Here is a 19,806-nt window from a genome sequence, read left to right as displayed (position 1 = left end):
GTTCTTATTTCTCCTCTTTATCTTCGTCCTCGAAACGTACTGCAATGGAATTGGCATGTGCAGTCAGCTGCTCGGATGTGGCAAACTGAATGATATCTTTGTGAATATCACGGAGTGCCGCCCTGGAATAATAAACAATACTTGATTTCTTAATAAAGTCATCTACAGAAAGAGCAGAGAAGAATTTGGCTGTTCCATTGGTAGGAAGTACGTGGTTCGGACCTGCGAAATAATCGCCCAGCGGTTCAGAGCTGTATTCTCCGATAAAGATGGCTCCTGCGTTCTTCACTTTCATCATGTCCTCGAACGGATTGGCTGTTACGATCTCCATATGTTCCGGAGCAATCTCATTGGCAGCTTCGATGGCTTCCTCCATATCTTCTGCAATCAGGATGTAGCCGAAATTATCCAGTGATTTCTGGATGATCTCTTTTCTGGAAAGTACTTCCACAAAACCCTTCACTTCTTCGTCTACTTTATCTGCGAATTCTCTGCTGGTAGTGATCAGGATCGCACAGGCAAGTTCATCATGTTCTGCCTGGGAAAGAAGGTCTGCAGCTACGAAATGTGGATTAGCTGTCTCATCTGCCAGCACCAGGATCTCACTTGGGCCTGCAATAGAATCGATGCTTACATATCCGTAAACTGCTTTCTTGGCAAGTGCCACGAAAATATTTCCCGGTCCTACGATCTTATCTACTTTCGGGATGCTTTCTGTTCCGAAGGCAAGCGCTCCAATAGCCTGTGCTCCGCCCACTTTATAGATCTCATCTGCTCCTGCTTCCTTCGCAGCTACCAGTGTGGATGCGCAGATCTTGCCGTCCTTTCCAGGAGGTGTGGTCATTACGATGTTCGGTACTCCTGCTACTTTTGCAGGTACGATATTCATTAATACAGAGGATGGATACACAGCCTTTCCCCCTGGTACATAAACACCTACACGGTTTAATGGTGTCACTTTCTGTCCAAGCATGGTTCCGTTTGTCTCACTGGTGAACCAGCTGTTCTGGATCTGTTTCTCGTGGTATTTACGGATGTTTACCAGTGCCTTGCGGATCACTTCCAGAAGTGCCGGATCAATCTTGTCATAGGCTTCCTGGATCTCAACTTCTGTAACACGGATGTTCTCTTTGTTTACCTCTGCTTTGTCAAATTCCTTTGTGTATGCAAAGAGGGCTGCATCTCCCTCGCTTTTCACCTTTGCCAGGATCTCTGCTACTGTGGATTCGAATTTACCATAATTATTAGGGCTTCTTTTCAGAAGGCTCTCCAGAATATCTTTTGTTGACTCTTTTGTTAATGTTACCTTACGCATTTTAAATTCCCTCCTGCAGAACTTTTCTTAAGTCATCGATAAGCTTGCGGATCCTCTCGTTCTCCATCTTCATGCTTACCTGATTTACTACCATACGTGCGGACAGCGGGCAAACCTCTTCCAGGACACTCAGGCCGTTTTCACGAAGTGTGCTGCCTGTCTCCACAATATCCACGATCACTTCGGACAGCCCTACGATAGGTGCCAGTTCGATAGATCCGTTTAATTTAATAATATCTACAGTCTGATGCTTTCTGTTGTAGAAATAATCCTTCGCAATATTCGGGTATTTCGTAGCTACACGGATAAGCTGGTTATTCTCCAGAACTTCTCTGGCACTTTCCGGTCCGCAGACGCACATCTTACATTTGCCGAAACCCAGGTCCATTACCTCATAAAGCTTACGGCCTTCTTCCAGAATGGTATCTTTTCCAACGATTCCGATATCAGCTGCTCCGTATTCTACATAAGTAGGAACATCCGGACCTTTTGAAAGGAAAAATTTCATCTTTAATTCTTCATTTACGAAAATGAGCTTACGGGAATCCTTGTCTTTCATCTCTTCGCAGGTGATTCCGGCTCTCTCGAACATCTCCATTGTCTTGTTTGCAAGTCTGCCTTTTGTCAGTGCAAATGTCAGGTATCTCATGGCTTATCTGACCTCCTTCTTCAAACGTAATGAAACACTGTGTCCCTGGGCACGGAGTTTTCTTGCCTTCTCAATAGCCTCTGCACGTTCCTGAGCTTCATAAAGGATCACTTCCGGTTTCTCATCTTTCTCAGAGAGCAGTTTCTGGCTGGACAGCGCAAGAAGAAGGTTATCCACTTCAATGGCAAAACCGATGGAAGCCGCCGGTTTCCCGAAGTGTTTCATCAGGCCATTATAGCGTCCGCCTTTGATCATAGGCTCGCCTGTACCATAAGTATATGCCTGGAAAATGATTCCTGTGTAATACTGATATTTACTCAGCATGCCGAAATCAAAAGAAACATATTTCTCATATCCATAGATCTTCAGGATCTCATAAATCTCTTCCAGTCTGGCAACTGCTTCCAGTGCACGTGCATTGTTGGTAAGGCTTCTGGCCTTCTTTAATACATCTGCGGATCCAAACATCTGCGGGATCTCCACGAAAGCCCTGGCAATTCCTTCTTTTAATTTCTGCTCTTCCACAAATTCCTCTACACCGAAGGAATTCTTCTGGGAGATCAGGGTACGGAGTCTCTCTTCTGCTTCTGTATCAAGTTCAGCTTCTTTTAACAGGGATTTGAAATAATCCACCTGTCCTACACTGACCTGGAACTCTGTCAGTCCTGCTGCCAGAAGACACTCCACAGTCATGGCCAGAAGTTCTGCATCTGCATCTGCGGATTCATCTCCGATATGTTCTACGCCCATCTGAGTGGTTTCTTTCAGACGTCCTCTGTAACTAGAGTTATTGATAAAGGTATTTCCTGTATAGCACAGGCTCACCGGCTCTTCGTCCGGGTTAAAATAAGTGGCGCAGGCCCTGGAAACAGACGGGGTAAAGTCAGGTCTTAACACCAGCGTATTTCCCTCTCTGTCAAAAAATTTATACAGCTCCCTGGAAGGAATGGTTCCTACCTCACGGCTGAAAACCTCAAAATATTCAAAGGTCGGTGTCTCTATATCTTCATAGCCATACTGATGGAAAACACGATGGATCTTCTCCTGTACCTTCCGTTTCTGGCTGCATTCGCCATTGTAAATGTCCCTTACACCTTCAGGTGTATGAAAAATACGCTGCATTGTATAATCCTCCTCATCTGTGATACGAACTGCCAGCGGCAGTCTTTCCGGATATATGATCTTCTGTTGCGTGCTTTATTCCATTAACGTGCTACCATATTATCATACTGATACGGAAAACTAGATAAAATTATAAAGTGTATTTCCACAATTGTCAATCCCTGTGGCTTAAATCTTTCTGGATTCCTTCCAGATACGGAACTAAAAAGCCGCCTTTCCTGCCAAGATAGTACTCAGCTGTAAGTTCTTCTCTCCGGAAGCTTTTCCTGCCGCCCTGTTCCATTCGTTTCCAGAAAGTTATCAGTTCTCTCAGGGTAAGATAATAAAACAGATTCTCATGGCTGAAAAAAATAAGAAAAAATGCCACACCGCCCTGCTTCTCAAAGGCTTCCATAAATTCCACCTGATGGGAATGAATATTGGCCAGAGGAAAGGTATCCGTGCAGCATTCTTTTGCATCGAAGCATACAGGGATCCCCTGTACTGCTCCGATATAATCCACCGTACTCTTCTGTTCAAAATATGCCAGTGTGATGTGACGGTTATTTTTATCCATACGGACCGGTGTGATAGGTGTGGGAATTTTCTGGATCAGTGCCAGTCCTTTTTCCCTGTATTGTTCATTGGTCCGGTTTACCAGTTCCTCCAGAGTTGAACCTCTCAGGCCTCTGCTATTCCAGGTTGCCAAAATGTTTCCTCCTTTGCCCGTTTTTTACTGTTCTTTCTCTTTATAGTTGTTTAACAGTTTTATGGATGGATAATACCGCACAACAGCCTTTCCCACGATCTCGTCATAGGTTACGAAATTACTTGTTTTCCAGTAGCGGGAATCCCTGGAATGATTGCGGTTGTCACCCATTACGAAATAGCTGTCTTCCGGCACCTCATAGGGTCCGAAGTTTCCTCTGGGAACTTCAGCCACGAAACTGTCATCCAGGGGAGTTTCGGAATCATTGATATAGACTTTACCGTTTGTGATCTGAACTTTTTCCCCGGGAAGCCCGATGATACGTTTGATAAACAGCTGGCTTTCATCATCCGGATACTTAAAGATAATGATATCAAATCTCTGAGGATCTTTGAACTTTTTATTGATCTCATGTCCGAAAAGATCTATATTCAGGCCATAAGCAAGCCTGTAACCGAAGATGCGGTCGCCGGTCATAATGGTATTTTCCATAGACTCTGAGGGAATCTTTGCATTGATCAGCACAATATTGTTAATGAGTGTCACAACGATCACCACCAGTATGATCATCCTGGCGTAATCCCATATTTCTCTCCAGATTTTCATGATATGCCTCCTCCAGATGTTCTTCTGTGATAATATGATAAAACAGCTCCGGGACAGGTGCCGTGAATGTCTGCCCTGTCTGGGGAATGACAAGTTTATATGCATGAAGAAGCTGATATTTCACACCTTCACCTGTATACTGCCTGTTAAATTCCCTGTCTCCGTATTTCCCGTCTCCCAGCAGGGGATGTTCGATACTGCTTAAATGGGCACGGATCTGGTGGGTTCTTCCTGTGAGCAGCTCCACTTCAAGCAAAGTGACCCTGCCGTTATTTCCAAGAGGCCGGTAGCCTGTTTCTATAGCAAGGGAATCCGGTATTTTCTCCCGGCTTACTGTCACTTTGTTGGTTTTCTGATCCTTGTGCAGCCAGCCTTTGATATGGGATTTCTTTTCTATTTTGCCTTTTACCAGGCACAGATAATATTTATGAAGGGTGCGGTCGTGAAAAATTTCTGACAGAAACTGCAGGCCTGCCAGACTTTTGCCCGCGCATACCATGCCGCTGGTATTGCGGTCCAGACGGTTGCACACAGATGGACGGAATGTCTGCAGCTGTTCTTCTGTCAGATCACCTTTCTGCAGCAGATATCCAATGAGATATTCTACCAGAGATGGCGTTCCATCGTCCGCAGGCTGGGAAAGCATTCCTGCCGGTTTGTTGATCACCACTATATCCTTATCCTCATAAATAATATCCAGCTGACAGTAAGCCCTTTCCACCTGGGTATTTCCTGCAAACTTCCCGAAGGTTTCATCACTCAGGAACAGCTTAACGGCATCCCCCTTTTGAAGTTTCTCATTTCCTGTAGCTTTTTTTCCGTTCAGGGTAATGTTCTTTTTGCGGAGCATTTTGTAGAAAAAGCTCTTGGGTGCTTCACGAAGAAGCTTTGCCAGGTATTTGTCGAAGCGCTGTCCGGCTTCATTTTCTTCTATAATAAATTCTTTCATTCGTCACTGTGACTCCTGTCTGTTATGCGATGACTCTGTCATGATCTTATAAACAGATAGCCAGTATGGTCTGGCGGATCAGTTCATTTCTGGAAAGATCCGGGTATTTTTCATCCGGAGTGAATTTAATTCCTTCTTCCAGAGATTCCTTATGGGCATTCATGGAATCCAGACGCTCCAGAAACGGACGGAGGTCTGTAAAGATTTTTACAGTTGCTTTATAACCGTTTTTGCGGATGATCTTCTGGGCATTTTCCTCCATAAAGGCTGCATTGATCTTCGGATCGCTGCTGTAGGCTGCTACTGTGTTTCCGCAGACTGCCACTGCATCAATGTAAGCACTTTTTTCATAAAAGGTCATATACATCTCATATGCCATGTCAAGTCTGTCCTGATGTTCCCGGATTTTCTTATATAATGTCTCATCCAGTGGTCTGCATTTCAGGATCATGATCAGGCTCACTGCGGATTTGCATGCCGGAAGACATCCTACCACTGCCACAACTGTCCAGATGGTCATTCTGGTCTTAAAATAGATCCAGGAAGTAAAAAAGATAAACAGCGGTACTGCAAACAATACTGCCGTGATGATCATGCGTCTTTTCTTCTCACTTTTAAAATATCCCCATTCTCCCTTGGGAATTCTCTTCTTTTTTGTCATCTGCGCCCTCCTTTAGGGTTCTTCTTGTGTACATTTCGAATGGTTTTCCTGTTCTGATTTCTTCGATCATTTCCGTTCTTTTTCTCCTGTTTCTCACGGATGGGACGGATCAGACATTTCGGCCCGTAACCTACCAGATCCATACGCCCTGCAAGCTTCAGCCCTTCCAGGACCAGTTCTCTGTTTTCAGGATTCTTGTACTGCATCAGTGCACGCTGGATGGCTTTTTCATGGGGATTTCTGGGCACATATACCTTTTCGCCTGTGAGGGGATGGATCCCTGTATAATACATACAGGTAGAAAGAGTGGATGGTGTAGGGTAAAAATCCTGCACCTGTTCCGGGGTAAATCCCAGATCTCTTACATATTCCGCCAGCTTCACAGCCTCTTTCATGGTACAGCCCGGATGGGAAGACATAAAGTAGGGCACTGCATACTGCTGTCTGCCTGTCCTTTTATTTGCCTTATCATACTCCCGCAGAAACTCTTCATAAACACTGTGGCAGGGTTTCCCCATATATTTCAGTACCTGATCAGATACATGTTCCGGTGCCACACGGAGCTGGCCGCTGACATGATGTTCCACAAGTTCATTCAGAAATGTTTTGTCCCTGTCTGCCACCACATAGTCAAAGCGGACACCGGAGCGGATAAATACTTTCTTAACTCCCGGGATCTGGCGCAGTTTGCGAAGCAGTGTCACATAGTCTGAATGATCCACCTTCAGGTTCTTACATGGTTCCGGGAAAAGGCACTGTCTGTTCTTACATACTCCCTTGGTCAGCTGTTTCTGACAGGATGGCTGACGGAAATCAGCAGTAGGCCCGCCTACATCGTGAATGTATCCTTTAAATTCAGGATCCCTTGTCATACGCTCAGCCTCTTCGATCAGGGATTCATGGCTTCTGGTCTGCAGGATCCTTCCCTGATGAAATGTCAGGGCACAGAAATTACAACCTCCGAAGCATCCTCTGTTGCTCGTCAGGCTGAATTTAATCTCTTCCAGTGCCGGGATCCCGCCCTGTTTCTCATACATGGGATGAACTCTTTCTGTATAGGGAAGTGCATAGACATCATCCATTTCCTCCTGCGACAGCGGCAGTGCCGGAGGATTCTGTACCACATATCCCCTGCTTCCGTAAAATTCCGCCATTGGTCTGGCGCTGAACGGGTCCGTATTCTGGTATTGTATGGCAAAGCTGTCCGCGTAGGTCTTTTTGTCCTCTTTTACTTCTTCATAAGAAGGAAGAACAATGGGCTCGTACACACGGTCCAGATCTTTACACTTGAAAACAGTTCCTGCGATATAGGTGATCTCTTCCACCGGAATCCCGCTCTCCAGGGATTCTGCTATCTCTATAATGGAATGTTCTCCCATTCCGTAGGAGATCAGGTCTGCTCCGGAATCGATCAGTATACTGTGTTTGACTTTATTCTCCCAGTAGTCATAATGTGCCATACGTCTGAGGCTTGCCTCAATACCGCCCAGAATGATGGGAGTATGTTTATAGGTCTGACGGATCAGGTTGCTGTATACAATAGCAGCCCTGTCCGGACGAAGTCCCATCTGCCCTCCCGGGGAATAGGAATCCTTCTGTCTGTGCTTCTTCGACACAGTGTAATGATTGACCATGGAATCCATATTTCCGGCTGTAACCAGAAATCCCAGCCTGGGTTCGCCGAATACCTGTATACTCTCTTTCTTTCTCCAGTCCGGCTGACTGATGATCCCCACTTTATATCCGCGGCTTTCCAACAGTCTGCTGATAATGGCCGCACCAAAGGAAGGATGGTCCACATAGGCATCCCCTATCACGTAGACAAAGTCTGCCTGTTCCCATCCCCTCTCTTTCATTTCTTTTTTATTTACCGGTAAAAAATCCTGCATTTATATTTCCTCGTATGTAATTACTTATGAAAGGCATGTCATACATGGTGATATACAGCCTGCGCACGGTAACCCTCTGAGATAATGTCAAGCTGTCTGTGGAAGCGCTCCAGCTGCTGGAGATCTTTGGTTCTGAACACTCGCAGGAATTCGTCCTGGATCTTCATGATCTCCCTCTTGTTAGCCAGCTTGTAAAGATTCTCGATATTGATCAGGATATCTTTCACCAGATTGGACTGCATCTGGGAGGAATTCTGTGCATCCATGATCTCATTTCTTACAGAAGACATCTCTCTGTCAAGGGCATTGATCGCATCTGCGGCTTTACTCAAACGCTCTGCTACATGTTCCGGCATATCCCCTTTATATTTGTACTGAAGGGAATGCTCGATGGTAGCCCAGAAATTCATGGCCATGGTACGGATCTGGATTTCCGCCTGAAGTTTCTTGGGGCCTTTTACTGTATCTACCGTGTAATAAATGATCAGATGGTAACTTCTGTATCCGCTCTGTTTGATATGTTTCAGATAATTTTTCTCACTTTTTATGATCATGTCGCTTCTTTTCTGGATCAGAGAAGCAACTGTCTCAATATCTTCTTCAAACTGGCAGATAATACGCACGCCTGCAATATCCTCCACCTCTTCTTCCATGCGCTCCATGGGGATATGTTTGCGCTGCATTTTCTCCAGAATGCTGCTTACACTTTTCACTCTGCCTTCTACCTGTTCGATGGGGCAGTATATATCATTTTCTTTACATTCCTCAATAATATGATTAAATTTCACTTCCAGCTCTCTCACAGCCAGTTCATACGGGCATAAAATGCTTCTCCATAACTGTATTTCCATTTTCACTCGCTCCTTGCATTTCATACATTTTGTTATTATAGCATAGATTTAAAAAAATATCTCGCTAATATGAACAGTTTCTGATTTTTTTAGAAATAGCTTTCAGGACCCAGTATGGGTTCACGCTCAATTCTTTATGGTTTGGTGTTTCAATATAAATTCCCAGGTGAAGATGTACCGGAAACATGGCAGCAGTTCCTTCTTCTCCGTATCCAGTATTCCCCATATATCCCAGGATCTCCCCTGCTTCTACCGGATCGCCTTCTTTAAATTCCTTCTCATAGCCGGACAGATGTGCATAATAAAAGTACCCGCCGTAAGAAGCGCGAATACCGATCCTGTAACCTCCTAATGGAAGCCATCCGATCTTTTCCACAGTTCCGTCTGTCATGGAAAGGACAGGATAATAGCCGGACTGCTTCTTCTCACCGAAAAGGTCACAGCCTTCATGAATCCGCCGCCCGCCGTAAGTCCTGGGCGCTCCGTAAGTATTTTCGAAACTTATTTTATCTCCGGAATGTCCGTTATCCGCTATGGGAAAGTATTTCAGATCAAGCCACACTGCCTGATAAGCTTTTCTCAGCCGGAAGTATTCCGTTGGTTTGTATTTTCTGTACAGGACAGAATCTGTCCATATTTCATCGGGAGAGAATTTCCCGTGGAGCATGGTCACTGTAAGATCATCTGCGAAATTCCCGGAACCTGACAGTTCCTCATAAAGCCTCCCCGACAGATGCTGTTCCCTGAATTCTGCTGTTTCACAGGTATTTTCGGACAGGCAGGATACCTGGCTTCTTTTCATCAGGATATCTGTCATTATCACCAGTATGGGAATCATCACACACAGGATCAGAATATTTTTACGCATAGCCCAAAACTCCCCGGCATTCTGATAATACTATATGCGAGGTGAAATGGTTTTAGAACCGGTTTCAGAATTGGTTTCAAAAAAAGAAGCAGGCCTTCCTGTTCTTTCAGAAACAGGAGACCTGCTTATAATTTTGCTTATAATTTTGTTTTTATGTTGCGGATCAGTCTTTTAATGCTTCGAGAACTTTTACCAGATACTTCCATACACGTTCTGTGGAAGAAATACTGAGAACTTCTTCTGATGTATGAATATCCTTCATATCCGGTCCCAGGGAAACACAGTCCAGATTGTCCATCTTCTTATAGAACAGACCGCATTCCAGTCCTGCATGAATGGCTACTACGTTTGGCTTCTCTCCGTACATTTCTTCATAGATCTCTACCATCTTATCACGAAGAGGTGATTCCTTGCGGTATTCCCATGCAGGATAAACACCCTGTCTCTCATATTCTCCGCCAAGGAATTCTGTCAGGTATTCGATCTTATCAGACAGCGCATCACGTGCTGTCTCCACAGAGCTTCGAATGCTGGAGCTTGCCATAACTTCATCTTCAGACGTAGTCAGGATTCCGATATTGGAAGATGTCTCTACCAGTCCGGAAATGGTTCCACTCATCTTACGGATACCGTAAGGTACATTCATCAGGTAGAATACCACTTTTTCTTTGCTGGTTGGATGAAGAACCCTGACTTCTTTCTCACCTTCGTCAGTCACCTGTACTGTGATCCCTTCATCTGTTCCTGCGTATTCTTCTCTCCATGCTTCCTGCATCTGAACAGCATATGCTTTTACAGTTTCTGCATTCTCAGCATCTGTCAGAAGTTCTGCCACAGACTCTCTGGTGATCGCATTGTCCTTCTGTCCACCCTGCACGCTGATCAGCTCATAGTCTGCTTTTTTCTTCAGTCCATACAGGAAAGTTCCCAGAAGAGCGTTGGCATTTGCACGGTTTTTATCAATTTCAGCTCCGGAATGTCCGCCCATAAGACCTGCGATCTTTACATTCAGTTTCTGTCCTTTGGCTTCCACTCTGGCTACAGGAAGGTGGCTGACTCCGCTGAGTCCTCCTGCGCAGCTGATCCAGAGACTTCCTTCTGCTTCGGAATCAAGGTTGATGAATCTTCTTCCCTTCAGCACACTGCAGTCAAATCCTACAGCACCCAGAAGACCGATTTCCTCATCTACTGTGATAAATACTTCCAGAGGAGGATGTGCAATGGTATCACTTTCCAGAACAGCAAGTCCGTATGCCACAGCAATTCCGTCATCGCCGCCCAGTGTGGTTCCGTTCGCAGATACATAATCTCCTTCTACAGAAAGATTCAGGCCATCCTTCGTGAAATCATGTTCTACATCCGGACGCTTCTCACATACCATGTCCATATGTCCCTGCAGGATTACAGTAGGTGCATTCTCATAGCCCTTTGTTCCCGGCTTATAGATTACTACATTGTTCATTTCATCCTGAACGTATTTCAGTCCGTGGTCTTTCGCAAACTGTACCAGATAGTCACTGATCTGTTTTGTATTTCCTGAACCGTGTGGAATCTTGCAGATCTCCTCGAAATAATGAAATACTCTTTTCGGTTCACAGTTCTCTAATACTGCCATATTATTACCTCCAAAATGCATTTTATTACCTGTTGCTGCTGTCCTTTTCCCTGTTCGCTTTCCTGACACAGGATATTATTATGTGTAAACAGCAATGAATTTATTTTCAATAAACACCATAAGATTAAATAAAAAATCTCAGGCGTATATGAAACGGATTTTATTAACGGCAGGAACTCTCCTGCTCCTTGTATTTCTTCTGCTCCACCCTCAGGAAGGTCTGGCTGCTGCCCGCACAGGCATGACACTGTGGCTGAACAGCCTGATACCTGCACTTCTGCCATTTATTATTCTTACCGGCGTCCTGATCCATACCGGAAGCATCGAAAAAATCCTGCTTCCTTTCAGGCCCCTGTTTGAATTCCTGCTGGGCGTAAGTGTTTACGGTGGATATGTGTTTCTCCTTGGCATGCTCTGTGGATATCCCATGGGTGCCAAGCTGGCATCTGACATGTATGAATCCCATAAGATTTCCCGCAGGGAAGCGGAATATCTCACAACTTTCTGCAACAATGCCAGTCCTTCTTTTATTATTACATACCTGGGGCAGATCTGTCTGCTGAACAAAGTTCCTGCTTCCAGATTATTCCTCTGCCTGTTTCTGTCTGATTTCATCTGTATGATGATTTTCCGCCTTCTGATTTACAGAAACCACCTGCCAGGTTCTGTTCCTCATACAGACAGACATGATGAAAAAAAAGAGACATCTTCCGCTCCCTTATCGGGCAACGCTCTGGATGTCTCTATTATGAACGGATTCGAAACTATCACCCGGCTTGGGGGATATATTCTCCTGTTTTCCATACTTGCAGGCTGCATCAGCCTGTACTGGCCATTCTCTCCTGTATCCCGGTATGTTCTGCTGGGATTCACGGAAATCACTACAGGACTGTCTCTCATCGCTGACTCCGGCCTTCCCTTCAGATTCTGCTGTATCCTTTCTGCAGCTGCTGTAGGATCCGGCGGTGCCTGCATCCTTGCACAGACAAGAAGTATCCTGCACAAAGACCTGCGTCTTCTGCCCTGCCTGACGTCCAAATGCCTCAACGCTGTACTGACAGGTATGATCGCCTGTCTCTTACTTCGTTGAAAACAAATTAGTTCTCTCCAAGATCATCTAACAGGTCATCCTCTACATTCTTATCTTCATCATCATGATAAGATCCTGTGATGGCTGCTGCCTGTGCTGTCTGCGGAGCAAGTTCCTGACGGTTGTGATTTACAACGTCCACACAGCTCTGCAGAGCATCAATAAAGGATTTATATTTCACACCTGCATCATCTAATGTTGTGTTCAGCACATTGCCAATGTTCGCCATCATATCATCTGTATAGGTGATAGCGCTGAGACGGATACTGTTAGCGTCCTGTGTTGCAGAATCAAGGATCTCCTGTGCCTGCTTGTTCGCTGCATTGATGGTGTCATTAGCCTGTGCATATGCTTTCTGCATGATCTCGTGCTGTGTTACAAGTTCCTGCGCCTTCGCCTGTGCATCTGCGATCAGGGCGTCTGCCTTGGACTGTGCATCCTCGAGGATGGCATCTTTATTATTGATGATCTTCTGATAACGTTTGATCTCATCAGGAGTTTTCAGACGAAGTTCTCTTAAGAGCTCCTCGATCTCTTCTTTATTAACGACAATCTTGGTAGTAGATAACGGCTGGAATTTACAGCTCTCTACATATTCCTCGATTTCACCGATAATCTGTTCAATTCTGCTGCTCATAGTACACTCTCCTTATTTTCTCTGTTTATCCGCATGAAGCTTCTCGATAACTGCATCAGTTATTTCCTTCGGTGCAAATTTACTCAGATCTCCGTCGAAGTTCGCAACTTCTTTCATAATAGTGGAACTCAGATACGCATATTCCAGGCTTGTAGTCAGAAATACCGTATCCACATCAGGCGCGAGTACACGATTCGTCTGAGCCATCTGCAGCTCATATTCGAAATCTGTAACAGCACGCAGCCCGCGGATGATCACCTGAGCCTTATTTTCTCTGGCAAAATTCACAGAAAGACCCTCAAATGCCTTTACTTCTACATTCGGGATGTCTTTCGTCGCCTTTTCTAATATATTAACACGTTCCTCCACAGAAAACAACGGACTTTTTGAAGAATTGTGCAAAACGCCCACGATGACTTTGTCAAAAGAAACTGCTGCCCTCCTGATCACATCAAGGTGCCCGTAAGTGGCAGGGTCAAAGCTTCCTGGATAAACTGCTATTTTCATGTGTTTTTCTCTCACTTTCTCCGCACAAGTGCATAGTAATTACGCACGCATCAGAAATACATGCTTATTTGTTTTATATTCTTTTGAACGGAGCTGCTTATATCCCAGACCTTCTGCATAACTGAAGTCTGTTTCAAGGTCTGCTTCTACTATGATCAGCGTATTCTCATCTGCCACTGTACTGTCCTGAAGATATTCCAGTACCTGACGTTCCAGTTCTTTATTATACGGCGGATCCATAAAGATGATATCAAATGCACCCTTGCCCTCCAGAGAACGAAGTGCCTGCAGCACGTCCATGTTCAGCAGTTTACCACCTTCCGCCAGTTTTGTAAATGCAAGATTTTCTTTAATGCAGGCGGCAGCTTTCGGATTCTTCTCCACAAATACTGCCAGATCAGCCCCTCGGCTCAGTGCCTCAATACCGATCCCGCCGCTTCCTGCAAAGAGATCCAGAAACCTGCATTCCAGAAGTTCAGGCTGTAAAATATTAAACAGAGTTTCTTTAATACGATCCGTAGTAGGCCTTGTTTCCAGGCCCGGAATCGTTTTTAAATTCAGTCTTCTTGCTTTTCCTGCTATTACTCTCATTTCAGATTCAGTCTCCAATCCAGGTCTCCTCTGGCAAGTCCTAAAATAAGAAGTTCTGCTGTAGCAATATTGGTAGCTACAGGAATATTATACTGATCGCATCTTTTTACAATGCTCATGATGTCCGGTTCTTTCGGATCGATCATAACAGGATTGTAGAACAGAATGACCATATCCAGATCCTGACGCTCTACCATCTCCATGAACTGCTTGTCTCCGCCGATGCTTCCGGCCAGAAATTTATGCACGTGAAGGCTTGTCGCTTCCTCAATTCTTCGTCCTGTCGTACCTGTGGCGTAGACCTCATGTTTAGCAAGTATGTTCTTATATGCAATGCAGAAATCTTCAATCAGTACTTTTTTGCTGTTATGTGCGATAATACCTAAGTTCATAATGTCTCCTCTCCGATTCTCACATCTTATTTTATGAAATTCTCACACTTTTCATAATTCTGAAATACATTATAACAAATTAACAAATAGAGTGCAATTAAAAGTTGAATCATATACAAAATTCATAATTTATTAATATTTTCCAGAGAATTCCTCTGAATACGTAAACTTCCAGTGTATTATTTCTGTGTTTTCATATACTAGCATTGTAACACCGAAACAATTATAAAAGTGAAAACAACAACCAAGGAGGAAATTGATATGTCAAACACAAAATCTTCTAACCAGGCAGCTGTACCGGAAGCAAAGGGTGCTTTAGACCGTTTCAAATTCGAGGTTGCAAATGAGCTGGGCGTACCGCTTACAGATGGATATAACGGTAACCTGACTTCCAAACAGAATGGTTCTGTGGGTGGATATATGGTCAAGAAAATGATCGAAGCCCAGGAAAAACAGATGTCCAGTGGTTCCCAGGGAGGACAGCAGTACTAATCTGCATCTGAAACAGTCTTCTGACTGAAAAAAGCAAATAAAAACAGTGTTGCTTTATCGCCAAACTGCCTGTGGCAGGTGATAAAGCGGCACTGTTTTTCTATTTGCAAAAATAAATGTTCTCATGCAAACTGCATCCGGGATTAAACTGTGCATGGCAGTAAGGGCAGCTGCCTGTTTTATATTCTTCCCGGCTCAGTTTATTACGGCAGCATCCGCACAGAACCGGCCAGGGTTCTGCTTCTGATGTTGCTTCAAATGAATGATCTTCCATCTCATCATGGCATTCATAGCAGGCATAATACTTTCTGCATTTCCCGCAGAGAAGTGCTGCCACATCCAGTTCTGTATGATAATGGGTGCAGCGTCCTGCTTTATCCAGTCCGATGCCATGGATCTTAACGATTTCCCGCATTGTTGATTCCTTTTCTGATCGGAACAGCGATCAGTACTGCCAGTACTGTGATAATGATATCTTTCGGAATAAAAGCTGTCAGGGAATATACCGCAATTGCAGGAATACTCATAGAACCGCCTACAAAATGCCACTGCAGGCCACCGATAGTCTCAACGATCAGCAGTCCGATCAATGCAAATATAATAGAAATCACCAGGTTCTTCGTTTTATTCTCTGTTTTCGGGCGAATTCCGCACAACCAGGCCATGATCGGCCATGCCCAGATATATCCTCCTGTAACGCCTACAATACTGCTGACCCCGCCTGAAAAATTGGCAAAGATCGGAAGTCCGATAGCTCCCAGAAGAACATATACCAAGGTTGCAGTAGTTCCAAGCCTGGATCCAAGGGATGCACCTACAAGTGCCACGCCAAATACCTGAATGGTGATAGGCACTCCTGTTGGCATAGGCAGGGATATCTGTGAAATAACAGCAAGAACTGCCGCGAACATACCTACCAGTACCATTTCTTTCGTTGTAAACCTGCGCTCTGCTGCAGGACTTTTTGCATAAGACTGACTCATGATCCTATACTCCTTTTCCCAAAAAGATTATCATCAATATAAAAATGACTGTTCTTTTTATAACACAGAAATAAGCAACTGTCAACCTATGCTCATTGTTAAGTTTACAATCATTCCTGAATCCTGTCGCAAATCTTTATTTATCGACCACCTCTATAGGCGTCTCATCTCTGGCGTCCAGATTATTTATGTACTTTTTCGTTTCTTTTACGATCACGTCTGACAGCAGCAGGACTGCGATCAGGTTGGGAACCGCCATCAGTGCATTCAGGATATCTGCCACTGTCCATACCAGATTCAGGGAAATAACCGGTGCAATGGCAGCTACCACGATGTACAGAACCCGATAAGGAATCAGGCCTTTTTTTCCGCAGAAATATTCTACGCAGCGTTCTCCGTAATAAGCCCAGCCAAGTACTGTAGAATAGGCAAAAGAGATAATTCCTACCACAAGGATCACAGGTCCAAGCACTGGGATCTGCTGGAAAGCAAGAGTGGTAAGCAGGCCGCCGTCTGTAATATTTCCCATATCAATGGCCGGATTTTTCATAATACTGGTTACAAGCACCAGTCCTGTGATCAGACAGACAACTACTGTATCCCAGAAGGTTCCTGTGCTGGAAACCAGAGCCTGTCGCACTGGATTTCTTGTCTGTGCAGCAGCTGCTGCGATAGGTGCGGAACCCATACCAGATTCATTGGAAAAAAGTCCTCTGGCAATTCCATACTGCATTGCCATCATAATGCCCCTTCCTGTCAGTCCCCCGACTGCTGCCCCTGGAGTAAATGCCAGCCTGCAGATCGTTTTTACTGCCGGGATAATAAAGTCGTAGTTAAGTCCCAGAATGATCAGACAGCCCAGCACATAAAATACAGCCATAAAAGGAACCAGTTTCTCACATACATTTGCAATGGAGCGGATTCCTCCGAAAATTACCAGAGCAGTGAGAACAGCAACTGCAACACCAATCACTGCAGGGGGAATGTTCAGATTTTCATTACAGACAGTGGCAATGGCATTCACCTGGGTTGCACAGCCAATTCCGAAAGAAGCAAATCCGCCAAAAAATGCAAAGATCAGTCCCAGCCATCTCATATTCAGGCCTCGTTCCAGTGCATACATGGCGCCGCCCTGCATACGTCCGTCCTTTGTTTTTACACGATATTTCACAGCGATCAAAGATTCGCTGTATTTCGTAGCGATTCCAAAAACGCCGGTAAGCCAGCACCACAGAACCGCACCCGGGCCTCCCAACGCAATAGCAGTACCAACTCCTATGATATTTCCGGTTCCGATAGTGGATGCCAGAGCTGTGGTCAAAGCCCCAAACTGACTGACTTCACCTTCTGCATCTGCGTCCTTCTTTACAGACAGACGGATCGCTGTACCAATTTTCCTCTGGATCACCCCTGTACGTACTGTCATAAAAATATGTGTTCCCAGCAGCAAAATGATCATCCACCATCCCCAGACCAGACCATCGATCTGATTGATCACATTTCCAATTGCATTTAACATAGACCTCCTCCTTTTCCTCTTCTTTCAGATATTCTTTTAAGTGCTTTTCATATACCGGAATCTTATACCAGAAAGTTACTGTAAAACTTCCAGATATACAAAAAAGACGCACATCTGCAGGATTTTCTGCATTTGTACGTCTTTGTACTTTCTGTTCTTATGTTGCACTTGATAAAAAGATTATACAGGATATTTATGAAGTGCGCAACGAAAAAATGACACTTTTTTATTTTACCTGTCAAAAGAAGCAATTTCCTTCGGATACTCCACCCCTTCCGGCAGCGGATCCCATTCGTTCAGCCCAATACTCTGTTTAAACTGCGCCTGTTCCAGAGTCATAGGTTCGAGATCATCGCTCAGATACTCCAGCAGCTCATCAATCCCCTCTCTGGTCACATTATTTATCATAAAAATCCGCTCGCAGCCTGCATTGATCAGCCACTGGCGCACCATGGGTATATTTGCATAAGGAGAGTCGATTTTCGTGATAATACCGATCAGCGGCCGCATAATAAAAGAGTGGCAGTTTGCGCCGAAAAGATTAAACGGTTCATCTGCCGCCTGAACGATGGCTACCACATCTGCTTCAAAGGAAAAGCACGCCAGTCCTACACTGAAATGTTTGGACTCCGCATATTCTCCCGGTGAATCGATGGTATCATCATCGGTATTTGTATACTGTGTCTTCACGTAATGAAGTTTCTCACCTTTAAGTGCCTGGGTCAGGGAAGTCTTTCCGGACTCGCTCCTGCCCATGAGAAAAATTTTTTTCATACTGCCATCACCTGTCTATTCATTCAGCTTCTGTGGATAGCGCAGGTCTTAAATCCAAGCACCTCGCTGAAAAATCTTACAACTTCTTCCACTGCTGTCTGTACTTCTGTCAATCCTCCTGTGAGGATCAGTGACCCGCAGAATCGATCCATAAATCCGATCTGCACATCTGCACTTTTCATCGCCACATCAGCAGCTACAACTACTGCCTCCCATGGTGTAAACCGTATCATGCCTACCGCATCCCCTGTATGATCCTCCCCTTCGTGCACACCGATATGAAGTCCAAGATTCTGATAAATGCACGCCTGAGACGGGTTAAGTACATGTGCCAGGCAGACTTCTTTTCCAGGGACCCGTACCCGTGTCATACGCAGTTTTTTCCCTTTCAGCTTCTCATAGTCCTCATGGAAAACCATCTCGAGAAGCTCCTTCGTTGTTATTCCGGACATCTGCACACTTCCTATCTCTTAGTGATCTTACATACTACATATCCCAGAGTATCTCTGAAATAATCTACCACCTCAGTCATAGCAGACATTACATCTGAAATCTCTCCGGTGATGATCAGAGTTCCGGTGAAACGATCTGCGAAACCAAGATATACATTTCCACTCTTCACCGCAATATCAGATGCGATCACTGCGGATTCCGGAGGTGTCATATTCATGATCCCGATCGCAGAGGAACTGTAATCCAGCTGCGGGTTCAGTCCAAGTTTCTGATATATGACAGGAGCCGGTCCACCCATTACATGGGCAAAGGTGATTTCTTTGCCTGCCACTGTCTCCTGTACGATTCTGATCTGTTCTCCATGATCATTTGCCATTTACATTTCCTCGCTTTCAATCTGCAAAAAAGCTCAACGCCTTCGTCTGCAGCTTTTTTCAGTATTCTCTATTCTGATCCTTTTTTTAATCGTACTATCCCTGCCATTTCCTGTCAAGGTAAAATCTACCGATTAACTGGTAAAATGTTACGGTATCTTCACAGGATCTTACCCAAAAGAAAAAAAGCCCAGATGACCTTTCGAAGGCCTTCTGAGCTTCATACAGCAGATTTTTATAATGCAACAGCACCTGTTACGTCACCGTTGATCACATAATATGCTTTATTTTCTTCCGGTTTGATGTATATTTTTACGTCTTTAAGATCACCTGCTTTTTTACCCATTTCGTCTGTCCAGATCTTCTTTACGTTCTCCAGTACATCTTTTGCATATATTTCCCTTCCCAGGAACTGTACATAGATTTCAGCAGATGCTTCCTTCTTTGTTGTTCTTCTGGTTGTGGCAGTTTTCTTTTCAGCTGTTTTCTTTGTTGTCCTTGTTTTTCTGACAGCGGTTTTCTTCTCAGCCGGTTTCTCAGTTTCTGTGGCTTTCTTTTCTGCCGGTTTTACTGTTTCAGCGGCTTCCTTTACTGCTGTCTCCTTCTTTGCAGTTTCGTCTGTTGACGCAGCTACAGTCTTTGCAGGAGCCTCTTTAACTTTGGTTGTCTTCGCAGTGGATGTAGTAGGTTCTGCTTTTTTTGCCGTTGTTTTTGTTGCCATATAATAGCCTCCTTACAAGGTAAAATATTTTGGTTACCGAAATAGAATACTACGATTTCC

24 protein-coding genes are annotated in these 19,806 nt (G+C 44.6%); 2 read left to right on the top strand and 22 right to left on the bottom strand.

Going from position 1 to position 19,806, the window contains the following annotated elements; translation table 11 throughout:
* Positions 1-4 precede the first annotated feature (4 nt).
* From hisD to R8695_RS07020, 11 genes are all read right to left on the bottom strand, one after another.
* Entirely contained in the window at positions 5-1,315 is a 1,311-nt protein-coding gene (hisD, locus tag R8695_RS07070) for a histidinol dehydrogenase (protein ID WP_118508984.1), read from the bottom strand.
* A 1-nt stretch (position 1,316) separates the two neighbouring features.
* Entirely contained in the window at positions 1,317-1,964 is a 648-nt protein-coding gene (hisG, locus tag R8695_RS07065) for an ATP phosphoribosyltransferase (protein ID WP_118508985.1), read from the bottom strand.
* A gap of 3 nt (positions 1,965-1,967) precedes the next feature.
* Positions 1,968-3,086 carry an ATP phosphoribosyltransferase regulatory subunit gene (gene hisZ / locus R8695_RS07060; protein WP_118508986.1) on the bottom strand — a complete coding sequence of 373 codons (1,119 nt, stop codon included), beginning with the start codon at positions 3,084-3,086 and terminating at the stop codon, positions 1,968-1,970.
* A gap of 154 nt (positions 3,087-3,240) precedes the next feature.
* On the bottom strand, positions 3,241-3,774 hold the full coding sequence (locus R8695_RS07055) for a Holliday junction resolvase RecU (protein ID WP_118508987.1): 534 nt from the start codon (positions 3,772-3,774) through the stop codon (positions 3,241-3,243).
* Positions 3,775-3,798: 24 nt separating this feature from the next.
* Positions 3,799-4,380 carry a signal peptidase I gene (gene lepB / locus R8695_RS07050; RefSeq protein WP_154779974.1) on the bottom strand — a complete coding sequence of 194 codons (582 nt, stop codon included), beginning with the start codon at positions 4,378-4,380 and terminating at the stop codon, positions 3,799-3,801.
* Positions 4,307-5,329 carry an RluA family pseudouridine synthase gene (locus R8695_RS07045; RefSeq protein WP_154779975.1) on the bottom strand — a complete coding sequence of 341 codons (1,023 nt, stop codon included), beginning with the start codon at positions 5,327-5,329 and terminating at the stop codon, positions 4,307-4,309. The genes lepB and R8695_RS07045 overlap by 74 nt, the downstream gene beginning before the upstream one ends.
* Before the next feature lie 46 nt (positions 5,330-5,375).
* Positions 5,376-5,990: a hypothetical protein gene (locus R8695_RS07040; protein ID WP_154779976.1), complete on the bottom strand. Its 615-nt coding sequence runs from the start codon at positions 5,988-5,990 to the stop codon at positions 5,376-5,378.
* On the bottom strand, positions 5,987-7,879 hold the full coding sequence (locus R8695_RS07035; protein WP_154779977.1) for a YgiQ family radical SAM protein: 1,893 nt from the start codon (positions 7,877-7,879) through the stop codon (positions 5,987-5,989). Before R8695_RS07035 ends, R8695_RS07040 begins: the two co-directional genes overlap by 4 nt.
* A 38-nt stretch (positions 7,880-7,917) precedes the next feature.
* Entirely contained in the window at positions 7,918-8,730 is an 813-nt protein-coding gene (locus R8695_RS07030; protein ID WP_154779978.1) for a GTP pyrophosphokinase, read from the bottom strand.
* Positions 8,731-8,794: 64 nt separating this feature from the next.
* Positions 8,795-9,598, bottom strand: coding sequence for a M23 family metallopeptidase (locus R8695_RS07025; protein WP_167515456.1), 804 nt, complete (start codon positions 9,596-9,598; stop codon positions 8,795-8,797).
* Between the two features lie 163 nt (positions 9,599-9,761).
* Complete coding sequence (locus R8695_RS07020) at positions 9,762-11,213, bottom strand: aminoacyl-histidine dipeptidase (protein WP_118508993.1); 1,452 nt, start codon at positions 11,211-11,213, stop codon at positions 9,762-9,764.
* Positions 11,214-11,361: 148 nt separating this feature from the next.
* Here R8695_RS07020 and R8695_RS07015 point away from each other — a divergent pair, with 148 nt between their 5' ends.
* On the top strand, positions 11,362-12,303 hold the full coding sequence (locus R8695_RS07015; protein ID WP_154779979.1) for a hypothetical protein: 942 nt from the start codon (positions 11,362-11,364) through the stop codon (positions 12,301-12,303).
* Positions 12,304-12,310: 7 nt separating this feature from the next.
* On the opposite strand, the gene R8695_RS07010 is transcribed toward R8695_RS07015, so the two are convergent.
* Genes R8695_RS07010 through R8695_RS06995 form a run of 4 tightly spaced genes read right to left on the bottom strand, consistent with a single transcriptional unit; the run spans position 12,311 to position 14,430 of the window.
* On the bottom strand, positions 12,311-12,940 hold the full coding sequence (locus tag R8695_RS07010; protein WP_118508995.1) for an ATPase: 630 nt from the start codon (positions 12,938-12,940) through the stop codon (positions 12,311-12,313).
* Between the two features lie 12 nt (positions 12,941-12,952).
* Complete coding sequence (gene coaD / locus R8695_RS07005) at positions 12,953-13,447, bottom strand: pantetheine-phosphate adenylyltransferase (RefSeq protein ID WP_118508996.1); 495 nt, start codon at positions 13,445-13,447, stop codon at positions 12,953-12,955.
* A gap of 39 nt (positions 13,448-13,486) precedes the next feature.
* Positions 13,487-14,038, bottom strand: coding sequence for a 16S rRNA (guanine(966)-N(2))-methyltransferase RsmD (gene rsmD / locus R8695_RS07000; RefSeq protein WP_118509074.1), 552 nt, complete (start codon positions 14,036-14,038; stop codon positions 13,487-13,489).
* The gene (locus R8695_RS06995; RefSeq protein WP_019161792.1) at positions 14,035-14,430 is read right to left on the bottom strand and encodes a methylglyoxal synthase; all 396 of its coding nucleotides are present in this window, start codon (positions 14,428-14,430) and stop codon (positions 14,035-14,037) included. The genes rsmD and R8695_RS06995 overlap by 4 nt, the downstream gene beginning before the upstream one ends.
* 261 nt (positions 14,431-14,691) lie before the next feature.
* Here R8695_RS06995 and R8695_RS06990 point away from each other — a divergent pair, with 261 nt between their 5' ends.
* A complete protein-coding gene (locus R8695_RS06990) occupies positions 14,692-14,922 on the top strand; it encodes an alpha/beta-type small acid-soluble spore protein (RefSeq protein WP_154779980.1) in 231 nt (76 codons plus the stop codon).
* Between the two features lie 100 nt (positions 14,923-15,022).
* On the opposite strand, the gene R8695_RS06985 is transcribed toward R8695_RS06990, so the two are convergent.
* From R8695_RS06985 to R8695_RS06955, 7 genes are all read right to left on the bottom strand, one after another.
* Complete coding sequence (locus R8695_RS06985; RefSeq protein WP_118508998.1) at positions 15,023-15,337, bottom strand: CHY zinc finger protein; 315 nt, start codon at positions 15,335-15,337, stop codon at positions 15,023-15,025.
* Positions 15,321-15,905: a biotin transporter BioY gene (locus R8695_RS06980; RefSeq protein WP_118508999.1), complete on the bottom strand. Its 585-nt coding sequence runs from the start codon at positions 15,903-15,905 to the stop codon at positions 15,321-15,323. The genes R8695_RS06985 and R8695_RS06980 overlap by 17 nt, the downstream gene beginning before the upstream one ends.
* A gap of 136 nt (positions 15,906-16,041) precedes the next feature.
* Entirely contained in the window at positions 16,042-17,424 is a 1,383-nt protein-coding gene (locus tag R8695_RS06975; RefSeq protein ID WP_118509000.1) for an alanine/glycine:cation symporter family protein, read from the bottom strand.
* A 231-nt stretch (positions 17,425-17,655) separates the two neighbouring features.
* Positions 17,656-18,198, bottom strand: a complete 543-nt coding sequence (locus R8695_RS06970; protein ID WP_154779981.1) for a EutP/PduV family microcompartment system protein — start codon at positions 18,196-18,198, stop codon at positions 17,656-17,658.
* 23 nt (positions 18,199-18,221) lie between these two features.
* On the bottom strand, positions 18,222-18,650 hold the full coding sequence (locus tag R8695_RS06965) for a BMC domain-containing protein (RefSeq protein WP_118509002.1): 429 nt from the start codon (positions 18,648-18,650) through the stop codon (positions 18,222-18,224).
* Positions 18,651-18,661: 11 nt separating this feature from the next.
* On the bottom strand, positions 18,662-19,027 hold the full coding sequence (locus R8695_RS06960) for a BMC domain-containing protein (RefSeq protein ID WP_118509003.1): 366 nt from the start codon (positions 19,025-19,027) through the stop codon (positions 18,662-18,664).
* A gap of 233 nt (positions 19,028-19,260) precedes the next feature.
* Complete coding sequence (locus tag R8695_RS06955) at positions 19,261-19,746, bottom strand: DUF6465 family protein (RefSeq protein ID WP_118509004.1); 486 nt, start codon at positions 19,744-19,746, stop codon at positions 19,261-19,263.
* Positions 19,747-19,806: the final 60 nt, after the last annotated feature.

Source organism: Blautia luti (assembly GCF_033096465.1).
In the GTDB taxonomy this organism is placed as follows: Bacteria; Bacillota; Clostridia; order Lachnospirales; family Lachnospiraceae; genus Blautia_A; species Blautia_A luti.
This window is presented reverse-complemented; position numbering and strand designations above follow the sequence as displayed.

Excerpts from the sequence above, each read along its gene's own strand:
- R8695_RS06970 (WP_154779981.1), bottom strand. The coding sequence starts at position 18,198 with ATGAAAAAAATTTTTCTCATGGGCAGGAGCGAGTCCGGAAAGACTTCC.
- R8695_RS06985 (WP_118508998.1), bottom strand. The coding sequence starts at position 15,337 with ATGCGGGAAATCGTTAAGATCCATGGCATCGGACTGGATAAAGCAGGA.
- R8695_RS07015 (WP_154779979.1), top strand. The coding sequence starts at position 11,362 with ATGAAACGGATTTTATTAACGGCAGGAACTCTCCTGCTCCTTGTATTT.
- hisZ (WP_118508986.1), bottom strand. The coding sequence starts at position 3,086 with ATGCAGCGTATTTTTCATACACCTGAAGGTGTAAGGGACATTTACAAT.
- R8695_RS06965 (WP_118509002.1), bottom strand. The coding sequence starts at position 18,650 with ATGTCCGGAATAACAACGAAGGAGCTTCTCGAGATGGTTTTCCATGAG.
- R8695_RS06980 (WP_118508999.1), bottom strand. The coding sequence starts at position 15,905 with ATGAGTCAGTCTTATGCAAAAAGTCCTGCAGCAGAGCGCAGGTTTACA.
- R8695_RS07035 (WP_154779977.1), bottom strand. The coding sequence starts at position 7,879 with ATGCAGGATTTTTTACCGGTAAATAAAAAAGAAATGAAAGAGAGGGGA.
- hisG (WP_118508985.1), bottom strand. The coding sequence starts at position 1,964 with ATGAGATACCTGACATTTGCACTGACAAAAGGCAGACTTGCAAACAAG.
- R8695_RS06975 (WP_118509000.1), bottom strand. The coding sequence starts at position 17,424 with ATGTTAAATGCAATTGGAAATGTGATCAATCAGATCGATGGTCTGGTC.
- R8695_RS07040 (WP_154779976.1), bottom strand. The coding sequence starts at position 5,990 with ATGACAAAAAAGAAGAGAATTCCCAAGGGAGAATGGGGATATTTTAAA.
- R8695_RS07025 (WP_167515456.1), bottom strand. The coding sequence starts at position 9,598 with ATGCGTAAAAATATTCTGATCCTGTGTGTGATGATTCCCATACTGGTG.
- lepB (WP_154779974.1), bottom strand. The coding sequence starts at position 4,380 with ATGAAAATCTGGAGAGAAATATGGGATTACGCCAGGATGATCATACTG.
- R8695_RS06960 (WP_118509003.1), bottom strand. The coding sequence starts at position 19,027 with ATGGCAAATGATCATGGAGAACAGATCAGAATCGTACAGGAGACAGTG.
- R8695_RS07010 (WP_118508995.1), bottom strand. The coding sequence starts at position 12,940 with ATGAGCAGCAGAATTGAACAGATTATCGGTGAAATCGAGGAATATGTA.
- R8695_RS06995 (WP_019161792.1), bottom strand. The coding sequence starts at position 14,430 with ATGAACTTAGGTATTATCGCACATAACAGCAAAAAAGTACTGATTGAA.
- coaD (WP_118508996.1), bottom strand. The coding sequence starts at position 13,447 with ATGAAAATAGCAGTTTATCCAGGAAGCTTTGACCCTGCCACTTACGGG.
- R8695_RS06990 (WP_154779980.1), top strand. The coding sequence starts at position 14,692 with ATGTCAAACACAAAATCTTCTAACCAGGCAGCTGTACCGGAAGCAAAG.
- R8695_RS07030 (WP_154779978.1), bottom strand. The coding sequence starts at position 8,730 with ATGGAAATACAGTTATGGAGAAGCATTTTATGCCCGTATGAACTGGCT.
- R8695_RS07020 (WP_118508993.1), bottom strand. The coding sequence starts at position 11,213 with ATGGCAGTATTAGAGAACTGTGAACCGAAAAGAGTATTTCATTATTTC.
- hisD (WP_118508984.1), bottom strand. The coding sequence starts at position 1,315 with ATGCGTAAGGTAACATTAACAAAAGAGTCAACAAAAGATATTCTGGAG.
- R8695_RS07045 (WP_154779975.1), bottom strand. The coding sequence starts at position 5,329 with ATGAAAGAATTTATTATAGAAGAAAATGAAGCCGGACAGCGCTTCGAC.
- rsmD (WP_118509074.1), bottom strand. The coding sequence starts at position 14,038 with ATGAGAGTAATAGCAGGAAAAGCAAGAAGACTGAATTTAAAAACGATT.
- R8695_RS06955 (WP_118509004.1), bottom strand. The coding sequence starts at position 19,746 with ATGGCAACAAAAACAACGGCAAAAAAAGCAGAACCTACTACATCCACT.